Origin of the sequence: Reyranella massiliensis 521 (assembly GCF_000312425.1) — a bacterium.
Classification (GTDB): Bacteria; Pseudomonadota; Alphaproteobacteria; order Reyranellales; family Reyranellaceae; genus Reyranella; species Reyranella massiliensis.
The window spans coordinates 5,295,297-5,312,349 of the sequence record NZ_HE997181.1 but is presented as its reverse complement, the minus strand read 5'-3'; the positions used below and the strand labels follow the sequence as shown (position 1 = coordinate 5,312,349).

17 protein-coding genes are annotated in these 17,053 nt (G+C 65.9%); 11 read left to right on the top strand and 6 right to left on the bottom strand.

Translation table 11 applies throughout. The features are described from left to right. Positions 1-12: 12 nt before the first annotated feature. Positions 13-921: a prephenate dehydratase gene (locus tag BN60_RS25920; RefSeq protein WP_020699099.1), complete on the bottom strand. Its 909-nt coding sequence runs from the start codon at positions 919-921 to the stop codon at positions 13-15. Positions 922-1,093: 172 nt separating this feature from the next. Between BN60_RS25920 and BN60_RS25915 the strand changes: the two genes are divergently transcribed. Continuing rightward, positions 1,094-1,624 carry a c-type cytochrome gene (locus BN60_RS25915; protein WP_020699098.1) on the top strand — a complete coding sequence of 177 codons (531 nt, stop codon included), beginning with the start codon at positions 1,094-1,096 and terminating at the stop codon, positions 1,622-1,624. Between the two features lie 13 nt (positions 1,625-1,637). Continuing rightward, on the top strand, positions 1,638-2,417 hold the full coding sequence (hisN, locus tag BN60_RS25910) for a histidinol-phosphatase (RefSeq protein WP_020699097.1): 780 nt from the start codon (positions 1,638-1,640) through the stop codon (positions 2,415-2,417). Here the strand turns inward: hisN and BN60_RS25905 are convergent. Continuing rightward, a complete protein-coding gene (locus BN60_RS25905) occupies positions 2,384-2,932 on the bottom strand; it encodes a GNAT family N-acetyltransferase (RefSeq protein WP_020699096.1) in 549 nt (182 codons plus the stop codon). The two genes, hisN and BN60_RS25905, sit on opposite strands and share 34 nt — an antisense overlap. A 101-nt stretch (positions 2,933-3,033) precedes the next feature. On the opposite strand from BN60_RS25905, the gene BN60_RS25900 reads away from it, so the two are divergent. The 9 genes from BN60_RS25900 (at position 3,034) to BN60_RS25860 (ending at position 10,489) form a co-directional block, all read left to right on the top strand. Next, positions 3,034-3,513 carry a Spy/CpxP family protein refolding chaperone gene (locus BN60_RS25900; RefSeq protein ID WP_020699095.1) on the top strand — a complete coding sequence of 160 codons (480 nt, stop codon included), beginning with the start codon at positions 3,034-3,036 and terminating at the stop codon, positions 3,511-3,513. 45 nt (positions 3,514-3,558) lie between these two features. Continuing rightward, on the top strand, positions 3,559-4,248 hold the full coding sequence (locus tag BN60_RS25895; protein ID WP_020699094.1) for a response regulator: 690 nt from the start codon (positions 3,559-3,561) through the stop codon (positions 4,246-4,248). A 3-nt stretch (positions 4,249-4,251) separates the two neighbouring features. Continuing rightward, positions 4,252-5,517 (top strand): sensor histidine kinase, encoded by a 1,266-nt coding sequence (locus tag BN60_RS25890; RefSeq protein ID WP_020699093.1) that lies wholly within the window; start codon positions 4,252-4,254, stop codon positions 5,515-5,517. Positions 5,518-5,677: 160 nt separating this feature from the next. After that, entirely contained in the window at positions 5,678-6,949 is a 1,272-nt protein-coding gene (locus BN60_RS25885) for an acyl-CoA dehydrogenase family protein (RefSeq protein WP_020699092.1), read from the top strand. 26 nt (positions 6,950-6,975) lie between these two features. Continuing rightward, on the top strand, positions 6,976-7,881 hold the full coding sequence (locus tag BN60_RS25880; protein ID WP_020699091.1) for a DMT family transporter: 906 nt from the start codon (positions 6,976-6,978) through the stop codon (positions 7,879-7,881). Positions 7,882-7,907: 26 nt separating this feature from the next. Further along, positions 7,908-8,585 carry an imidazoleglycerol-phosphate dehydratase HisB gene (hisB, locus tag BN60_RS25875; protein WP_020699090.1) on the top strand — a complete coding sequence of 226 codons (678 nt, stop codon included), beginning with the start codon at positions 7,908-7,910 and terminating at the stop codon, positions 8,583-8,585. A 5-nt stretch (positions 8,586-8,590) separates the two neighbouring features. Next, positions 8,591-9,244, top strand: coding sequence for an imidazole glycerol phosphate synthase subunit HisH (gene hisH, locus BN60_RS25870; protein WP_020699089.1), 654 nt, complete (start codon positions 8,591-8,593; stop codon positions 9,242-9,244). 63 nt (positions 9,245-9,307) lie between these two features. Then, positions 9,308-9,724, top strand: coding sequence for a four-helix bundle copper-binding protein (locus BN60_RS31905; RefSeq protein WP_020699088.1), 417 nt, complete (start codon positions 9,308-9,310; stop codon positions 9,722-9,724). A gap of 57 nt (positions 9,725-9,781) precedes the next feature. After that, the gene (locus tag BN60_RS25860) at positions 9,782-10,489 is read left to right on the top strand and encodes a DUF2490 domain-containing protein (RefSeq protein WP_020699087.1); all 708 of its coding nucleotides are present in this window, start codon (positions 9,782-9,784) and stop codon (positions 10,487-10,489) included. On the opposite strand, the gene BN60_RS25855 is transcribed toward BN60_RS25860, so the two are convergent. The 4 genes from BN60_RS25855 to BN60_RS30030 all read right to left on the bottom strand — a co-directional run bounded on the left by BN60_RS25855 (position 10,458) and on the right by BN60_RS30030 (position 17,043). Continuing rightward, positions 10,458-11,822, bottom strand: coding sequence for a paraquat-inducible protein A (locus BN60_RS25855; protein ID WP_020699086.1), 1,365 nt, complete (start codon positions 11,820-11,822; stop codon positions 10,458-10,460). The genes BN60_RS25860 and BN60_RS25855 overlap by 32 nt on opposite strands. After that, positions 11,823-12,413, bottom strand: coding sequence for a PqiC family protein (locus BN60_RS25850; RefSeq protein ID WP_020699085.1), 591 nt, complete (start codon positions 12,411-12,413; stop codon positions 11,823-11,825). Next, positions 12,410-14,023, bottom strand: a complete 1,614-nt coding sequence (locus BN60_RS25845) for a PqiB family protein (protein ID WP_020699084.1) — start codon at positions 14,021-14,023, stop codon at positions 12,410-12,412. The genes BN60_RS25850 and BN60_RS25845 overlap by 4 nt, the downstream gene beginning before the upstream one ends. A gap of 146 nt (positions 14,024-14,169) precedes the next feature. After that, positions 14,170-17,043, bottom strand: coding sequence for a DNA translocase FtsK (locus BN60_RS30030; protein ID WP_020699083.1), 2,874 nt, complete (start codon positions 17,041-17,043; stop codon positions 14,170-14,172). Positions 17,044-17,053 lie beyond the last annotated feature (10 nt).

The window sequence follows — 17,053 nt, the reverse complement described above, 5'->3', positions numbered from 1 at the left end:
TCGAAGTCGCGCTCAGGTGCCGGGACGCGTCGGCGCGTCCCAGCCCTTACGGCGGAAGGGGTTGGTCGGGAAGGTGCCGAGCAGCTTCAGTTCCTCGGAGAAGAAACCCAGCTCCTCGAGCGCGAGATGGACGCTGCGCTGCTCCGGATGGCCTTCGACCTCGGCATAGAACTGCGCCTGCTCGAAGCGTGCGCCGGAGAGATAACTCTCGAGCTTCACGATGTTGACGCCGTTGGTCGCAAAGCCGCCGAGCGCCTTGTAGAGCGCCGCGGGCCGGCTCTTCACCCGAAAGAGGAACGCCGTCATGCACTGCACGGTGCGCCAGTCGAGCGTGGCGTGGTCGCGCGAGAACACCAGCATGCGCGTGGTGTTGTGATCGGCATCCTCGATGTTCTTGGCCAGAACCTTGAGATTGTAGATCCGGGCGGCCAGCGACGAGGCGATGGCGCCGACGGTCGGATCGCCGATCTCGGCAATCTCGCGCGCCGCACCCGCCGTGTCGGCATGCACCAGCGGCTCGAAACGATGCTTCTTCAGGAAGTTGCGGCACTGCGCCAGCGCCTGGACGTGGCTCTTGACGGTCTTGATCGACTTCAGCGAGGCGCCGGGCAGCGCCACCAGGCAGTGCTCGACCCGCTGGAAGTGCTCGGCCACGATCTTGAGCTTGGTGTGGGGCAGCAGGCTGTGCAGGTCGGCGACACGGCCGGCGATCGAATTCTCGACCGGGATGATGGCCAGCTCCGCCTTGCCGGCCTGGACCGCCCCCATGGCCGTTTCGAAGGTCGGGCAGGGCAGCGTGGTCATGTAGGGAAAGGCCGCTCGGCAGGCCATGTCCGAGTTGGCGCCGGGTTCGCCCTGGAAGGCGATGATGTTGCTGGCGGCGGCTTTGCCGCCGCGCGTTTTGGCTGTCTGCCGGGCCATATGCCGAAATTCTCCCCGCGTTCTGAGGCTCCTCGATAGGCGAAAAACCTTGTAGTTTCCGGTACTTGCGACGTTCCGCCGCGCGAGCCTGCCGGTGCGATGGGATACTACTGGCGGCGTCGCGGGCGTGCTACAGCAGCGTCCGAAGAATTTGCCGTTTCGGGATTTGATTATGGCCAGTTTCAATACGATTGCGGGCTGCGTTTTGGCCTCGGCCCTCTTCGCAATGGTGGTGGGCAAGGTTTCCAATGCCGTCGTCCATCCGCACAAGCTGGACAAGCCGGCCCTCGCCGTCTCCAACGACGCACCGACGCAGACCGCCGCGGCGCCGGCAGCCATCGAGATCCCGCCGATCGGCCCCAAGCTCGCCAGCGCCAATGTCGACGCCGGCAAGGCTATCTTCATGAAGCAGTGCTTCACCTGCCACACGGTCGACAAGGGCGGCGCCAACAAGGTTGGCCCGAACCTGTGGGACGTCGTCGACCGCAAGAAGGCGAGCCACGCCGGCTTCAGCTACTCGTCGGCCCTCACCGCCAAGGGCGGGGAGTGGACCTACGAGGATATCGATCACCTGATCTTCAAGCCGAGCGCCTATGCACGCGGCACGAAGATGGCCTTCGCCGGTCTGCCCAAGGAGCAGGAGCGCGCCGACGTGATCGCCTATCTGCGCACGATGGCCGATACCCCCAAGCCGCTGCCGTAAGCAGGAATAGGACGTGGCCGGGTCGGTTCCCGCCGAGCTGGTCGCGCTCGCCAACAGCCTCGCCGACGCCGCGCGCCCGATTGCGGCACGCTATTTTCGCACCCCCGTTACGGTCGACGACAAGTCCGACCAGAGCCCCGTCACCATCGCCGACCGCGAGGCGGAGACCGCCATGCGCGAGCTGCTGGCACGCCATGTGCCGGAACATGGCGTGTTCGGCGAAGAACACGGCGCGGTTCGGACCGACGCCGAGTATGTGTGGGTGCTCGATCCGATCGACGGCACCAAGGCCTTCATCACCGGCCTGCCGATCTTCGGCACGCTGATCGCCCTCTTCCATCGCGGCAGGCCCGTGCTCGGCATCATCGATCAGCCGATCCTGCAAGAACGCTGGCTTGGCGTGAGCGGCGAGCGCTCGACCTTCAACGGCAAGCCGATCTCCGTTCGCCCCTGCCCGAAGCTCGCCGACGCCTACATGTATTCGACGGCGCCCGGCATGTTTCCGGCGGGCTATGCCGGACCGCACCGCACCCTGACCGAGAAGGTGAAGTACTTCCGCTGGGGCGGGGACTGCTACGCCTATGGCCTGCTGGCATTGGGCCATGTCGACCTGGTCGTCGAAGCGAGCCTCAAGCTCTACGATTTCGCAGCCCTCATTCCGGTCATCCAGGGCGCCGGCGGCCTGATCACCGACTGGAAAGGCGGCGAGCTTGGCATGCGTTCCGACGGCGCCGTGGTGGCGGCGGGCGATGCCGCGCTTCACCGCGCCGCCATCGAGGTCCTCTCGGCATAGGTTGCGCGATCGATATCGAACCACGCGATATCGGTGAAGCCCTTGTAATCGACCCTCTTGCGATAGGTGAGGCCGATGCGCCTCATCACGGCTTGCGACGCCGCATTGCTTTCGAGCGTGATGGCGAAGATCGAACCGAGGTCGAGCGCGCCGAAGCCATAGTTGAGCGCCGCCTCGGCGACTTCCGTTGCATAGCCCTTGCCCCAAGCCTCGGGGTGGAGCGCCCACAGCACCTCGACGGCGTCGAATTCGGGAACGTAATTCAGCCCCCCGTGGCCGATCAGCTTCGCGTCGAGGAAGACCCCCCAGGGCGCCAGCCGCCGCTCCTGCCAGGAGGCGGCGAACCGGTCGATCGTGGCGCGCGCCGCGGCGAGGAGAGCGCTTTCATCCTGCTTGCCCGGTGCAGATGGCAGCCATTTCGCCACCTCGGGGTGAAAGCGCATGGCGGCGTAGTCTTCGGCGTCGTCGGGTAGCAATGGGCGCAAAGCGAGACGGTCGGTTCTGAGAATCGTCATGATGGCTGACTTTACACAACTTTACCGCTGCGCCACGCGGCCGATACGGCCGCCCTCCATATCGGTGGCACGGGGAACCCCCCGAACCGAAGGAGACAGACATGACGACCCTTTCCCTCAAGACCGTGATGGCCGCCCTCCTCGCCGGCAGCCTCGCCGTCACCGCCGGCGCTCCGGCCTTTGCGCGTGGCGACGGCATGTCGTCCGATCCCGCCAAGTTTCAGGAGCGCATCGAGAAGCGCGTCGACAAGGCGCTGAACGGTACCGATGCCACGCAGGACCAGAAGAAGCAGATCACCGGCATCCTGCAGGCTGCCTTCAAGGACATGAAGTCCCTGCACGAGAAGCGCGCCGAAAACCGCAAGGCGATGCGCGCGGCGATGGAAGCCGCCACCATCGATCCGGCCAAGATCGAACAGATCCGCCAGGACCAGATGAAGGTGGCCGACGAAAGCTCCAAGCGCTTCACCAAGGCACTGATCGACGCCGGCAATGTGCTCAACGCCCAGCAGCGTCAGGCCTTCTTCAAGACCTGGGGCGATCATCACTGGGGCGACCATCGCGGCCACAAGAAGGGCTAACGCGCGATGATGACATCAGGGTCGCGCCGGCCCGATACTGAAGCGATGGCCGCGCGAATCCTGATGATCGACGACGACGACCGCCTCGCCGGGATGGTTCAGGACTATCTCGGCGGGGCGGGCTTTCGTGTGACGGTCGCCGGCACGGCGAGCAACGGCGAAGCGTTGCTGAAGCGCGAAGCCTTCGACGCATTGATCCTCGACCTGATGCTGCCCGATGCCGACGGCCTCGATTTCTGCCGCCGGCTGCGCCAGTCGAACGACGTACCGATCCTGATGCTGACGGCGCGCGGCGAGCCGATGGATCGCGTGGTCGGCCTCGAACTCGGCGCCGACGACTATCTCGCGAAGCCGTTCGAGCCGCGAGAGCTGCAGGCACGACTACGCGCCATCCTGCGTCGCAGGGGCACGACCGTGGCCGCGGATGTGCTGCGTTTCGGTCGACTCGAGATCGACAAGGGCTCGCGTGTCGTGAGGATCGACGGCGAGGAGCGGCCGATCACCTCGTATCAGTTCGCGCTTCTGCTGGCGTTGGCCGAACGCGCCGGCCGCGTGTTGTCGCGCGATGCGCTGATGGATCTGTTGAAGGGCGAGAAGCTCGAAGCCTTCGACCGTTCCGTCGACGTCCACATCTCGCGCATCCGCGCCGCCATCGAAGACGATCCCAAGAAGCCGCGCCGCATCCTGACGTTGCGCGGCACCGGCTATGTCTTCGCCAAGGACCAGGACCGTTAGTCCGTGCAGCGCCTCTATCTCCAGTTCTACGTCACCATCCTCGTCGTGCTGGCGGTGTTCGTGGGAGCGGCGGTGCTGCTGTGGCGCTTGGCCGACGACGACAATCGCACGCCGCAGTATCTCGATGTCGCCGCCGAGCTGACCGGCGCGCTGCTGCCCGACATCGCCGCGCCCAAGCAGGATCAGCAGCGCGCCATCGAGGTACTGCAGCGCAAGCTGCGCTTCGACATCGCCCTCTACGAACCCGATGGCGATATGATCGCGATGGCCGGCAAGCCGCCGCCGCGCTTCAATCCCATGCACGCGCGCACCGGCTGGCGGCGTGGCCCGGGCGGCCCCAACTTCACCTTACAGCTTCCCGACGGACGCTGGCTGGTCGCCCGCCAAGTCCGTGAACGGCCCAACCCGGCGCTCTGGATCGCCGCGGCGCTCGGCTTGGTGGCCATTGCTGTCGCAATCGCCGCCTATCCTGTCGTGCGTGGCCTGGGCCGCCGCCTCGAACGCCTCAAAGCGGGTGTCGAACAGTTGGGAGGCGGCGATCTTTCGGCGCGCGTGCGAGTGGAAGGCCGCGACGAAGTCGCCGCATTGGCAGCGAGCTTCAATCGGTCGGCCCAGCGTATCGAAGAGCTGGTGGCCGCCCATCGCCTGTTGCTCGCCAATGCCAGCCATGAATTGCGCACGCCGTTGGCGCGCATCGCCGTCGCAGCCTCTCTCCTGGGCGAGAATGCCGACGCCAAGACGCGCGATTCCCTGAAACAGGACGTCGCCGAACTCGATCAGCTCATCGAACAGATCCTGCTGGCGAGCCGTCTGGAGGCGCTGCCCAACTTGGAGCGGCGTGAATCCGTGGACCTGTTGGCGCTCGCGGCCGAAGAAGCCTCGCATTACGACCTCGAAGTCGACGGGGAGCCGGTGACGGTGTCGGGCGATCGCCTGCTGCTGCGTCGGTTGATCCGTAATCTGGTCGAGAATGCCCTACGCTATGGTGGCAGCGGTCCGGTCACCGTCACCGTCACGCGAGAAGGCCACCGCGCCGTGCTCGATGTCTCCGACCATGGCCCCGGCGTGCCGGAAGCCGAGCGCCAGCGCATCTTCGAACCTTTCTATCGACTGGCCGGCGGGGCCGAGACGGGCCGCGGCAGCGGGCTGGGTCTTGCCCTGGTCCTCGACATTGCCCGCCGTCATGGCGGCGACGCCGTATGCCTCGCCGCAGAGGGTGGCGGCAGCCGCTTCAGGGTCGACCTGCCAGCAACTGGTGAGGAAGAATAAGAGTTTCCGTCGCGCTACACAGGACGTCCGGCCGTTGTCGTTGCAGGTGACCGAGTATTTTCATTGGCGAAGCCGCAGGTCGAAAGCGGCCTTCATGGCACCGCCGTCAAAGACGCCCTAAGATCGCCGGTGAACGATCGTTTACCGGAGGAGCGGCCCTATGGATTTCAACATTCCCGCCGATATCGCGGCGTACCTGACCGAACTCGACGCCTTCATCGAGCGCGAAATCCGGCCCCTGGAGCGCGAGAACGACAATATCCGCTTCTTCGACCATCGCCGCGAGCACGCGCGCACCGACTGGGACAATGACGGCCAGCCGCGCCACGAGTGGGAGGAGCTTCTGGCCGAGATGAAGCGCCGCGCCGACAAGGCAGGCCATCTGCGTTTCGGCTTGCCGAAGGCGCTGGGCGGCAAGGACGGTTCCAACCTCGCCATGGCGATCATCCGCGAGCATCTCGCGCACAAGGGGCTCGGCCTGCACAACGACCTGCAGAACGAGAGCTCGATCGTCGGCAACTTCCCGGTGGCCCTGCTGCTGCACCGCTTCGGCACGCAGGAACAGAAGGACCGCTACATCGAAGGCATGTTCAAGGGGACGGAGCGTATCGGCTTCGGCCTTACCGAGCCGTTGCACGGCTCCGACGCCACGTTCATGGAAACCACCGCCGTCAAGCAGGGCAGCGACTGGGTGATCAACGGCATGAAACGGTTCAACACCGGCATGCACACCGCGACCGTCGATCTCGTGTTCGCCCGGACCTCGGGCAAGGCAGGCGATGCGCGCGGCATCTCGGCATTCCTCGTGCCCGTGAAGTCGCCCGGCTTCAAGATCGAGCACATGTGGTGGACCTTCAACATGCCGAGCGACCATGCCGAGGTGTCTCTGACCAACGTGACGGTGCCGAATTCGACCATGCTGGGCGATGAAGGTCGCGGCCTCGACGTGGCGCAGACCTTCGTGCACGAGAACCGCATCCGCCAGGCCGCCTCCAGCCTCGGTGCCGCGCAGTACTGCATCGACATGTCGGTGGCCTATGCCAAGAACCGAAAAGTTTTCGGCAAGGCGCTGGCCACCAACCAGGCGATCCAGTTCCCGCTGGCCGAGCTGCACACCGAAGCCGAGATGACGCGCGGACTGGTGCGCAAGACCGCCTGGCATCTCGACCGCGAGCACCACATGAACGTGAGCGAGTGGGTGGCAATGTCGAACTACCGCGCCAACCGGCTGGTATGCGACGCCGCCGATCGTGCCATCCAGGTTCACGGCGGCATCGGCTATTCGCGCCACACGCCGTTCGAACACATCTATCGCCACCACCGCCGCTACCGCATCACCGAAGGCTCGGAGGAGATCCAGATCCGCCGCGTCGCCGGCGCGCTGTTCGGCTTCTGGGGCGCACAGAAGGCTTCGACGGCGCCGCGCTCGTAGGTGACGTCCGTCACTAGAGGCGTCGGATGAAGGGACATCGCTACACCGGCGATGCCCTGATGCTTGGCACGGCGCTGCTCATGGGCTCGAGCTATCCCTTCGCCAAGGATGTGCTCGCGGTCATGAGCCCGCTGCTCTACAGCGCCTCACGCTACCTGATCGCGGCTGTCTTCCTGTTCGCTGTACTGGCGCTGCGGCGCCGGCCCATGGCCCTGTCCCGGCGCGACTGGGTGCCGATGATCCTGCTGTCGATCATCGGCGTCACGATTTTCCAGGCCTGCTGGGGGCTCGCCATGGCGCGCAGCGCGCCGTCGGTCGGTTCGATCGTCATGACCACCACCACGGCCTTCTCGGCCATCCTTGCCTGGTTCGCCGGCCGGCGGCTTTCCGTGCTCGGCTGGGCCGGCATCGCCGTGGCGTTTGCGGGCGTCGTGCTGGTGGTGAACAACAGCCTGACCCGCTTCACCCTCTCTTTCGGCAGCCTCGACGGCACCCTGCTCTGGATGGTCTCGGCCTTCGCCTGGGCGCTCTATGTCGAGCGCGGGGCGCCCTATAGCCAGCGGCTGGGAGCCCTTCAGGTCATGGCCTGGACGACCCTGATCGGTTCCCTGATCCTGATGCCCTTCGCCCTCGCCTTCGACTCCCTCCGTGAATTCGCACGGCTCGACGACCGGCTCCTGGGATTCTGGCTCTATACGGCGATCTTTCCCGTGGGCGTCGCCTTCCTCGGCCTCACCGCCGGGCTGGAGCGGCTGGGGGTCAGCCGGGTCATGGTCTACATGTACCTGATCCCCGTGGCGGGTGTGGGCTTGTCGGCCGCCTTCTTCGGCGATCCCCTCACCGCAGCCCGCGTGATCGGCGGCCTGATCGTGTTGCTGGGCGTCATTCTGACGCGCGTCGCGCTCGACCGTGCCGCTCGCGTTCCTGTATGAACGGGGCGCAACCGAGAGGACTCACGATGGCCCCCAAGGCCGCAAAGAAAGCGCCTGCCAAGGCTCCGGCCAAGACCACGCCGCCGTCCCAGCCCCTCACGACACCGGGCACCGGCGGGCGGCGGGCCTATGTCGCGCGGGCCACGAAGGAAACGAGCATTGCTGCCGCCATCAATCTCGACGGCACTGGCAAGTACGACATCAAGACCGGCATCGGCTTCCTCGACCATATGCTGGAGCAGCTCTCGCGCCACAGCCTGATCGACATCACGCTGCGCGCCGAAGGCGACCTGCACATCGACTACCACCACACCACCGAAGACGCCGGCATCGTGCTGGGCGAGTGCCTGAGCAAGGCGCTGGGCGACCGTGCCGGCATCCGCCGCTACGGTTCGGCACACATCCCGATGGACGAGACCCTGACCGAGGTAGCGCTCGACGCCTCGAACCGGCCGTACCTGATCTGGAAGGTGAACTTCTCCAAGCCCAAGCTCGGCACCATGGACACCGAGCTGTTTAAGGAGTGGTTCCAGGCCTTCGCCCAGCTCGGCGGGCTGACCCTGCACGTGTGGAACCATTACGGCGACAACAACCACCATATCGTCGAAAGCTGCTTCAAGGGCCTCGCCCGGGCGTTGCGGGTCGCGGTCGAACTCGACCCGCGCCAGCTCACCGCCGTGCCCAGCACCAAGGGCGTACTTTAAGCCTCATGACCGTCGCCATCGTCGACTACGGCTCCGGCAACCTGCGGTCCGCTGCCAAGGCCTTCGAACGCGCCGCCCGCGAAGCCGGGACGCACGAACGCATCCTTGTGACCGCCTCGACGCGCGACGTGATCGAGGCCGCTCGCATCGTGCTTCCAGGCGTCGGTGCTTTCGCCGACTGCCGAGCTGGCCTCTACGGCGTGCCGGGCATGGTCGAGACGTTGCAGCGCGAGGTCATCGAGCGCGGCAAGCCCTTCCTCGGCATCTGCGTCGGCATGCAGCTCATGGCCACGCGCGGCGTCGAGTACGGTGTACATCCCGGACTGGACTGGATCGCGGGCGACGTGGTGCGCATCGAAGCCAAGGGACAGACGGGCAAGGACCATCTCAAGATCCCCCATATGGGCTGGAACGAGCTGGACGCCCTCAAGCCGCACGCCCTGCTCGAAGGCATCGCCCCTCGCGACCATGCCTATTTCGTGCACTCCTTCCAGCTCGCCGCCAGCAGACCCGAGACAGTCCTTGGCCAGACCGACTATGGCGGACCGATCACGGCCATCGTCGGTCGCGACAATCTCGCGGGCACGCAGTTCCACCCCGAGAAGAGCCAGGCTACCGGCTTGCGCCTGATTGCCAACTTTCTGCGCTGGCAGCCCTGAGCCGGTAACCGATCACCCGCGGCGGCATTAGTCTTCTGCATTCCGGAAAAGCAGGAGAAGCCGATGCATGTCCGCGCGATGTTCCTGAGCCACCCGCATCCCAGCCGCAGCCCTGCCGGCGACGCGCTGATCAGTTGCATCGAAGCCTGCTTCGATTGCGCCCAGACCTGCATCTCCTGTGCAGACGCCTGCCTCGGCGAGAAAGGGGTAGCAGGATTGAGCCAGTGCATCCGGCTCAACCTCGACTGCGCCGATGCCTGCACTGCCACCGGGTCGGTTCTCACCCGCCGCACTCACACCAATCCCGCCCTGATCCGTCGCATGATCGAGACCTGCGCCGAGCTTTGCCGGGCCTGTGCCGATGAATGCGAGCGGCATGCCGAGGAACACGGGCATTGCCGCCTCTGTGCAGAGGCCTGTCGCGACTGCGAGCGCGCCTGTGCTGCGACGGCCACGTCGCTCGGCGCTACGGGCCCCTAGTTCGAGGGAAGCCGAGCTTCGATTGCTCTACCCCGGCACGGTCGATATCGTCGGCCTGTGTCGAAGTCGGTCTTCTCTTCTACCGCCCTGCTGGTAGCTCTTTGCCTCTTCTCGATCCCCGCCGAAGCGCAACGGCAACAGCAGCAGGCCGCGACACCGAACTTCCAGAACGGTGCCGTTTGGCTGACGCCGGCTATTGGTCTGCGTTATCGCATCGACGATCGCTGGTCGTTCCAGATGGACACCCAGTTGCGCTTCGACAGTGCAAACGGCGTGTTGCGCGACGTCCAGGTGCGGCCGGGCTTCGAATACACTCTGTCCCCCAACTGGGCGGTTGCTGCGGGCTATGTCCAGTTCCAGCGCTATCTCACGGGCCAAACCGCGTCGCGCGGCCCCTTTCAGGACATCCTCTATCGGGCGCGCATCGACAATCTGCCCATCGCCGGCCGCTGGCGCTGGGAGGAGCTGTTCTTCGACAACGGCACCTACCTGATCCGCACCCGGCTGCTCGCTGGCGTGCGCATTCCGATCAAGGACACGCCGTGGGAGCTGGCCTTTTCCGATGAGGTCTTCATCAATGTCGGCAACAACGGGCCAGGCCGGGTGCAGGGCTTTGCTCAGAACCGTGCCTATGCAGGCTTTGGTCGCCAGCTCACGCGCGGGAGCAAGGCCTCACTGGGCTACGAGCTCGACACGTTCAACGCGCCGGGCATCGTCCGCAACGTGCACAATATCAAGCTGAACGTGGTCTTTGACCTGAACTGAGACCGAGCGCAAGAGCCCGCTCGGCGGCCCGGGGCCGAGCCGGACGATGCGCATTTTGTGCAGCAGCATCCCACATCAGGCGCGGATCGAAAGCCTCGGCAGCAAAGATGGTGACGATCACGACGGCGCAGAAGGCCAGGGCGCCGGCACCCGGATCGATGGTGACGGCGCTGCCGAACTGCACCAAAGCCCCCAGCAGGGACTCCATGAAAATGTCGACCATCGACCATCGGCCGATCCAGGCAACGATGAAATAGAGACGCGTGCGCTGACGCAGCAGGACTCCGGCCGCCTCGGCAGTGCCCGTCAGCTTGGTCGCCGAGATCATCGCGGCCAGTCCGAGCAGCTTGAAAAGAGGCACCAGTACGCTGGCAAAGAACACAAGCAGCGCCAGCGGATACATCTTCGAGGAGACCAGTTCCTCGACGCCGCCCATGATGGTGCTGGGCGATCCGGAACCGAGCTGGATGACCGTCAGCACCGGATAGACGTTGGCGGGCACGTAGAGGATGGCCCCCGCGACGACGAGGGCGATGGTACGGCCGATGGCGTCGGGCTTGCGCTCGTGCACGATGGAACCGCAGCGCGGACACCGGCCGCCATACTCGGCCGGCATGCATACCAGGTGACAGTTCTCGCACCCTGCGGCGCCCGGGCGATGCTCCATGGGTGCAACGGCCGGCATCGGGGCATGGGTCTGGCCGCGCCGCTCGATTTCTTCCCAGACCGCCTGCGGATCGAGAGCCAGTTCGGCCCAGACGATGACGACGGTAAGGATGCCAAGCGCATAGACGGCCGGCCCGAGGTCGATCGTCACCATATCGCCGAGCTTGGTGTAGGCCACGAACACGCCCAGCAGCAGCACCTCGAGCATCGACCAGGTGCCGAGCTTGCGCGAGATCAGAAAGACGCCGCGCAGGTTGGGCGGCAGCGTCTTCATGCGCAACCCGACCAGCACGTAGAGCGTGCCGGCGAACTTGCCGAACGGCGCCAACGCCGTCGTGAAGGCAACCGCGATGGCCAGCGGCCACAGCCCATGACGTACCAGTTCGCCTGGCCCCGAAAGCAGGGTGGTCTCGTGCACGATGCCGGCGGTCGAGACCTTCATCAGCATCGCAAGCCAGAGCACAGCGAACAGAACCAGCGACGCGAAGGTCAGCGCCAGGCAGTGGCCCGTCGGATCTGCACGCGTGGCCCTGAGCGGCGTGCCGCAGCGCTCGCAATCGGAGCGCATGTTGGCTTCCATCGCCGGCACGATCTGGAACAGCCCGCAGCCATGGCACTCGCGCAGCTGCGGTCCGGTGACCAGGGCCGTCGGGCCGGAGGGGACCATCTACTGGAGCATCGCCGCAATGCCGTCCGCGAGCTCGCCCAGGGCGTCGCTCATGGCGGCGACATGGCCCGCGGTGTCGGGAGTCGGCACGGGCTTGCTGATCGAGAAGCTGCGCACCGCCGAGCGGGTCGGCCGGTTGAACTGCACGGCGACCTGGGCCAGCAGGATCACCGAGCCGGCCTTGTCGGCATCAAGGCGCTGGAGATCGACCCCGACGGTGGCATTGGGGTCCAGCGTGATCGAGCCCGCCTCGCCATAGACCTTCGAGTTGGGCAGACGCTGTGAAAGGTCGAGCACCAGGATACGGCCCAGCATGCCGCCGAGCGGCTCTCCCCACCAGGAATTGGCCCGGACATCGAGCTTGAAGTCCTCCGTCGACCGCACGATTTCCTTGCGGTCGAGATAGCCCGGCAATCCGATGTCGCGCACCTGCACGATAGCGGGGCCTCGCGACAGGGTCGAACCTGGCCGCACGGCCAGGGTATAGAGCCCCGGTTCCGGCGAGGCGCCGCAGGCCGCAAGCACGGGTGTCGCGAGAACGGGCACGACAAGAGCGCCGAGGCGGCGGCGGCCGAGGTAGTGGGTGGTCATTCCTTGCCCGTGTTGGTGCGGCCCTGGATCAGGGCTTCAGGGTGGCGCGTCAGCAGATCGCTCAAGGCCCTGATCGAGCGGGCCGCGTCGGTGAGCTGCGGGATCAGCCGGTCGAGATCGCGGTGGAACTTGGACTGGTCGCCATAGCCCTTGTCCACCGACCCGATCAGGCGATTGGCCTTGGTGACGGCGTCCTGCAACTGCTGGGCGATTTCGGGCAAGCGCCTCAGGGCGGGCGTGGCGTCCTTGTCGAGCTTGCGGGCGATGTCCTGCACGTCGAGCATCGCCTTTTCCAGCGCCGCCAGGGTCGCCTTGATCTGCGGTCCGTTCACCGTGTTGTCGATGCCAGTGGCCGCGTTGACCAAGCTGTTGCCGATGCGGTCGAAGTCGATCCGGTTGATCTTGGACAGCAGCTCGGATGCCGCCCGCGTGATGCTGTCGAAGCCGCCGACCTCGGCGCTCGGGATCACATAGTGATCGCCGACCTTGCGCAATTCGCCGGGCTTGGCGTCGGGCACCACCTGGAAGGCCACGATCTTCGCCCCGGTGATCAGGCTCGGCGACTCCAGCGTGGCGCGCAGGCCGCGCTGGATCATCTGCTCGGCAATCTTCTCGGGTTCCATTCCCTGCGCCTTGGCGAGATTGGCCACGCGGCCGGCCTCGACACGGTAGCGGACAGGAGCCAGGACGCGGTCGGTCTGCTGATCGAAGACCAGCCCGACATCGGTCACCTCACCGATCTTGAGACCATGGAACGTGACATCGGCACCCGGCGTTAGGCCGGCCACAGATCCGGGGAAATAGGACACCAGCTTGATCTGCTCACCGAAGCCGGCCGCTTTGGCCTGATCGAGATTCTTGAAGAGCTCGAAGGCCTGATCGGCCTTGGCGATCGGCTGTGTCGAGCCCTGCGGCGTATCGAAGGCGATGCCACCCAGCAGCACGGCGCGCAGCGATTCGAGCTGGACGTCGATACCGTCCGACCCGAACTTGATCGAGACGCCCGAAGCATCCCAGAAACTCGAATCGTTGCGTACGTACTGGTCAAACGGTGCACGGACGAAGGCATGGATGGTCACGCTGTTGGCGAGATCATGCAGGTCCCAGCCCAGGACCGTGCCGACGTCGATATCGCGGAAGAAGACCGGCGCGCCGAGGCTGATCGAGCCGAGCCGCTTGGTGTTGAGCCGAAAGGTCGTACCCTTGGCCGACGCCTGCAGAACCGGCGGGTCCTGCTGACCTACGAAATCGTGCTGCGGGTTGCCGCCTCTAGCGTCTGGCCGCATGCCGATATAGGAGCCGGAGAGGATCGTATCCAGGCCCGACACGTTGCCGGCGAAGAGCTGCGGTTTCACCACCCAGAAGATCGTCTTGTCGGTGAGCAACGACTCGGCCTCGCGCACCGTCTCGATGGTGACCAGCACATTCGCCAGGTCGGGCGCTATGGCGATGCTCTTGACGGTACCCATCACGACATTGCGGTACTTGAGCTGCGATTGGCCCGGCGTCAGGCCCGCCGCCGTATCGAACGAAATGGTGATCGTGGGGCCACGCTTGGAAAAGGTGTCCCAAGCGAGATAGAGCGCAATCAGTGCCGTCAGGAACGGCACGATCCAGACTAGAGGTATGCGGCGGCGGTGGCGGACCGGGGCGGCTGGAAGGACTTGGCTACCGCCAGAGGCGGTCGATGATGGTCCGGACGGGGCTTGCTCGCTCATCGTTCCTCGACTGCCCCCTGATCGTTCGAGCGGGCCTTTCAGCGCTCGCGATCGTCAATATCACGAGCCAGGACCTCGCGCTTGCCGACATGGTTGGCGGGGCTGACGACCCCCTCGCGTTCCATGCGTTCGACAATGCGGGCGGCCCTGTTATAGCCGATCTGGAGGTAACGCTGGATAAAGCTTGTGCTGCACTTGCGCTCGCGGGCGACCAGGGCAATAGCCTGATCGTAGAGCTGGTCGCTCTCGCCTTCCTCGCCGCCACCGGGCAGTCCGGCCGCCTCGGCCTCGCCTTCGGGGTCGTCGGTAACGGCGTCGATATAGGCCGGCGCGCCCTGCGCCCTGAGATGGCGCACCACCTCCTCGACTTCACCGTCACTGACAAACGGGCCGTGCACGCGGGCGATCTTGCCGCCGCCGGCCATGTACAGCATGTCGCCCTGGCCCAGCAGCTGCTCGCCGCCCTGCTCGCCCAGGATGGTGCGGCTGTCGATCTTCGACGTCACCTGGAATGAAATGCGGGTCGGGAAGTTGGCCTTGATGGTGCCGGTGATGACGTCGACCGAGGGGCGCTGGGTGGCCATGACGACGTGGATGCCGGCGGCGCGCGCCATCTGCGCCAGGCGCTGGACGGCCGCCTCGATCTCCTTGCCGGCGACCAGCATCAGGTCGGCCATCTCGTCGATGATGACCACGATGAAGGGCAGCGGCGTGAGGTCGATCTCCTCGTCCTCGAAGGTCGGGCGACGGGTCTCGGGATCGATGCCGGTCTGGACCTTGCGCGTCAGCGCGCCGCCCTTGCGGGCCGTCTCGACGAGCTTCTCGTTGTAGCCCGCGATGTTGCGCACACCGACCGAGCTCATGGCGCGATAGCGGTCTTCCATCTCGCGCACCACCCACTTCAGCGCCACGATCGCCTTGCGCGGCTCGGTGACGACGGGCGTGAGCAGATGCGGGATGTCCTGATAGACGCTGAGTTCCAGCATCTTGGGATCGATCATGATGAAGCGGCAGCGATCCGGCGGCAGCCTGTAGAGCAGCGACAGGATCATGGTGTTGACCGCCACCGACTTGCCCGAGCCGGTGGTGCCGCCAATCAGCAGATGCGGCATGCGGGCCAGGTCGGCAATGACCGGATCGCCGCCGATATCCTTGCCCAGCGCCAGCGGCAGGCCGAGACGGTTGTCCTCGTAGTTGCGCGTCGAGAACAACTCGCGCAGGAACACCGTCTCGCGCTTGGCGTTGGGCAGCTCGATGCCGATTACGTTGCGGCCCGGCACGGTGGCGACACGCGCCGACACCGCGCTCATCGAGCGGGCGATATCATCGGCGAGGCCGATAACCCGGCTCGACTTTGTGCCCGGCGCCGGCTCCAGTTCGTAGAGCGTCACGACCGGGCCCGGCCGTACTTTCACGATCTGGCCCTTGACGCCGAAATCCTCGAGCACGGTCTCGAGCAGGCGGGCGTTCTGCTCCAGCGCTCCCTCGTCGATCTTGGGCTCGTTGGTGACGCGCGAGGGCAGCGACAGGATATCGAGCGGCGGCAGCTTGTATTCGTTGCCGAGATCGAGCTCGCGCTGGCCGGCCTTGGCGGCGCGCTTGCCCTGAGCGGCAGCCGACTTGCGCGGCACGATCTTCACGCCGCTGGGGGCTGCCGGTCCTGCCTGGACGGGCTGCTCGGCTTCGAGCGCATCGGGAGCGAAGGGATTTTCTTCGTCGGCTTCGGAGGGCGCTTCGTTAGCTGGAGCAGCCGTGCCCTCGTACGCCTGCTGCTGTGGCTGGGCTGCAGGAGCAACGGGTATGGCCGTGGGCTGCACAGGCTGCGCAGGTGCCTCGAACGCCGCCATCACCGGCTCGACACGCTCCGCCCCCTGCGGCGCCACTGTCGTGGAACGGCGCATGAACGGCTCGATGCGCAGGCCCGAAAGCCGGCTGAACAGGGTCCGCTCCTTGACCGACTCCACCACGGGTTCCACCGGGGCTTCGTGCGGCGCAGTCGCATACGCCTCCGGCGACACCGGCGTCTGCGGGATATCCGGCGTAGGCCGTTCGATCGGTGCATAGGGCGCATCGACCATCAGCGATTCGCGCGACGGGATCGGCGCACCATCCTCGGGAATCTGCTCGTAGCGGGTGTCGAAATCGCCGGGCTTGTAGTGGCTGGCGTCGATCTCGCCGGGAATCTCGGCATAGCCGATAGACGGCGACGGCAGATCGGCCTCTTCGTCGAGCGGCTGCGGCTTGCCGCGCCACAGGCCGACCGCGGCCCGCACGCCCCAGACGCCCCACAGGAAGGGCGCGCGCAGGATGCGGAAGATCAGCGGCAGGTCGGTGCGGTTCATGCCCAGCGCCGGCGCCATGGCAATGAAGGCGAGCGCCGCGCAGGCCGGCTCGATCAGGGTGAGCGTACCGCCGCTCGAATGGGTCAGCACCAGCTCGCGGAAGCGGCCGACCAGCGCCAGGCCCACGAGCCCCCCGGGGCCGGCATGGGTGGCTGCACTCCCGACGTCGCCCAGGCCGACGCAGGCCACGCTCATCATCAGGAGAGCCAGCAACAGCAGCGACAGTCTCAGGCCGAAGAAGCCGAGATGGTGGGTACGCACCATGCGCACGCCCCACGTGATGAAAGCGACCGGCGCCAGGATGATGGCGAGGCCGAAAGTCTGCAGCAGCAGATCGGAAATGTAGGCGCCGGGCAGGCCGAGCAGATTGTTGGGGGGGCGCGCCGTGGCGTGGTTCAGCGAGGGGTCGCCGGGGCTATAGGTGAACAGCGCGATCATCAACGCCAGGCCGAAAGCCGCAGTGGCCACGCCGACGATCTCCATCATGCGGCGACGCAGGAAGTCGCGCCCGCCTTCCGGCAGGATCGACGTTCTGGGCTGCAACGCTGACGACAGACTCAGCATGGCCATACGCGAAAGC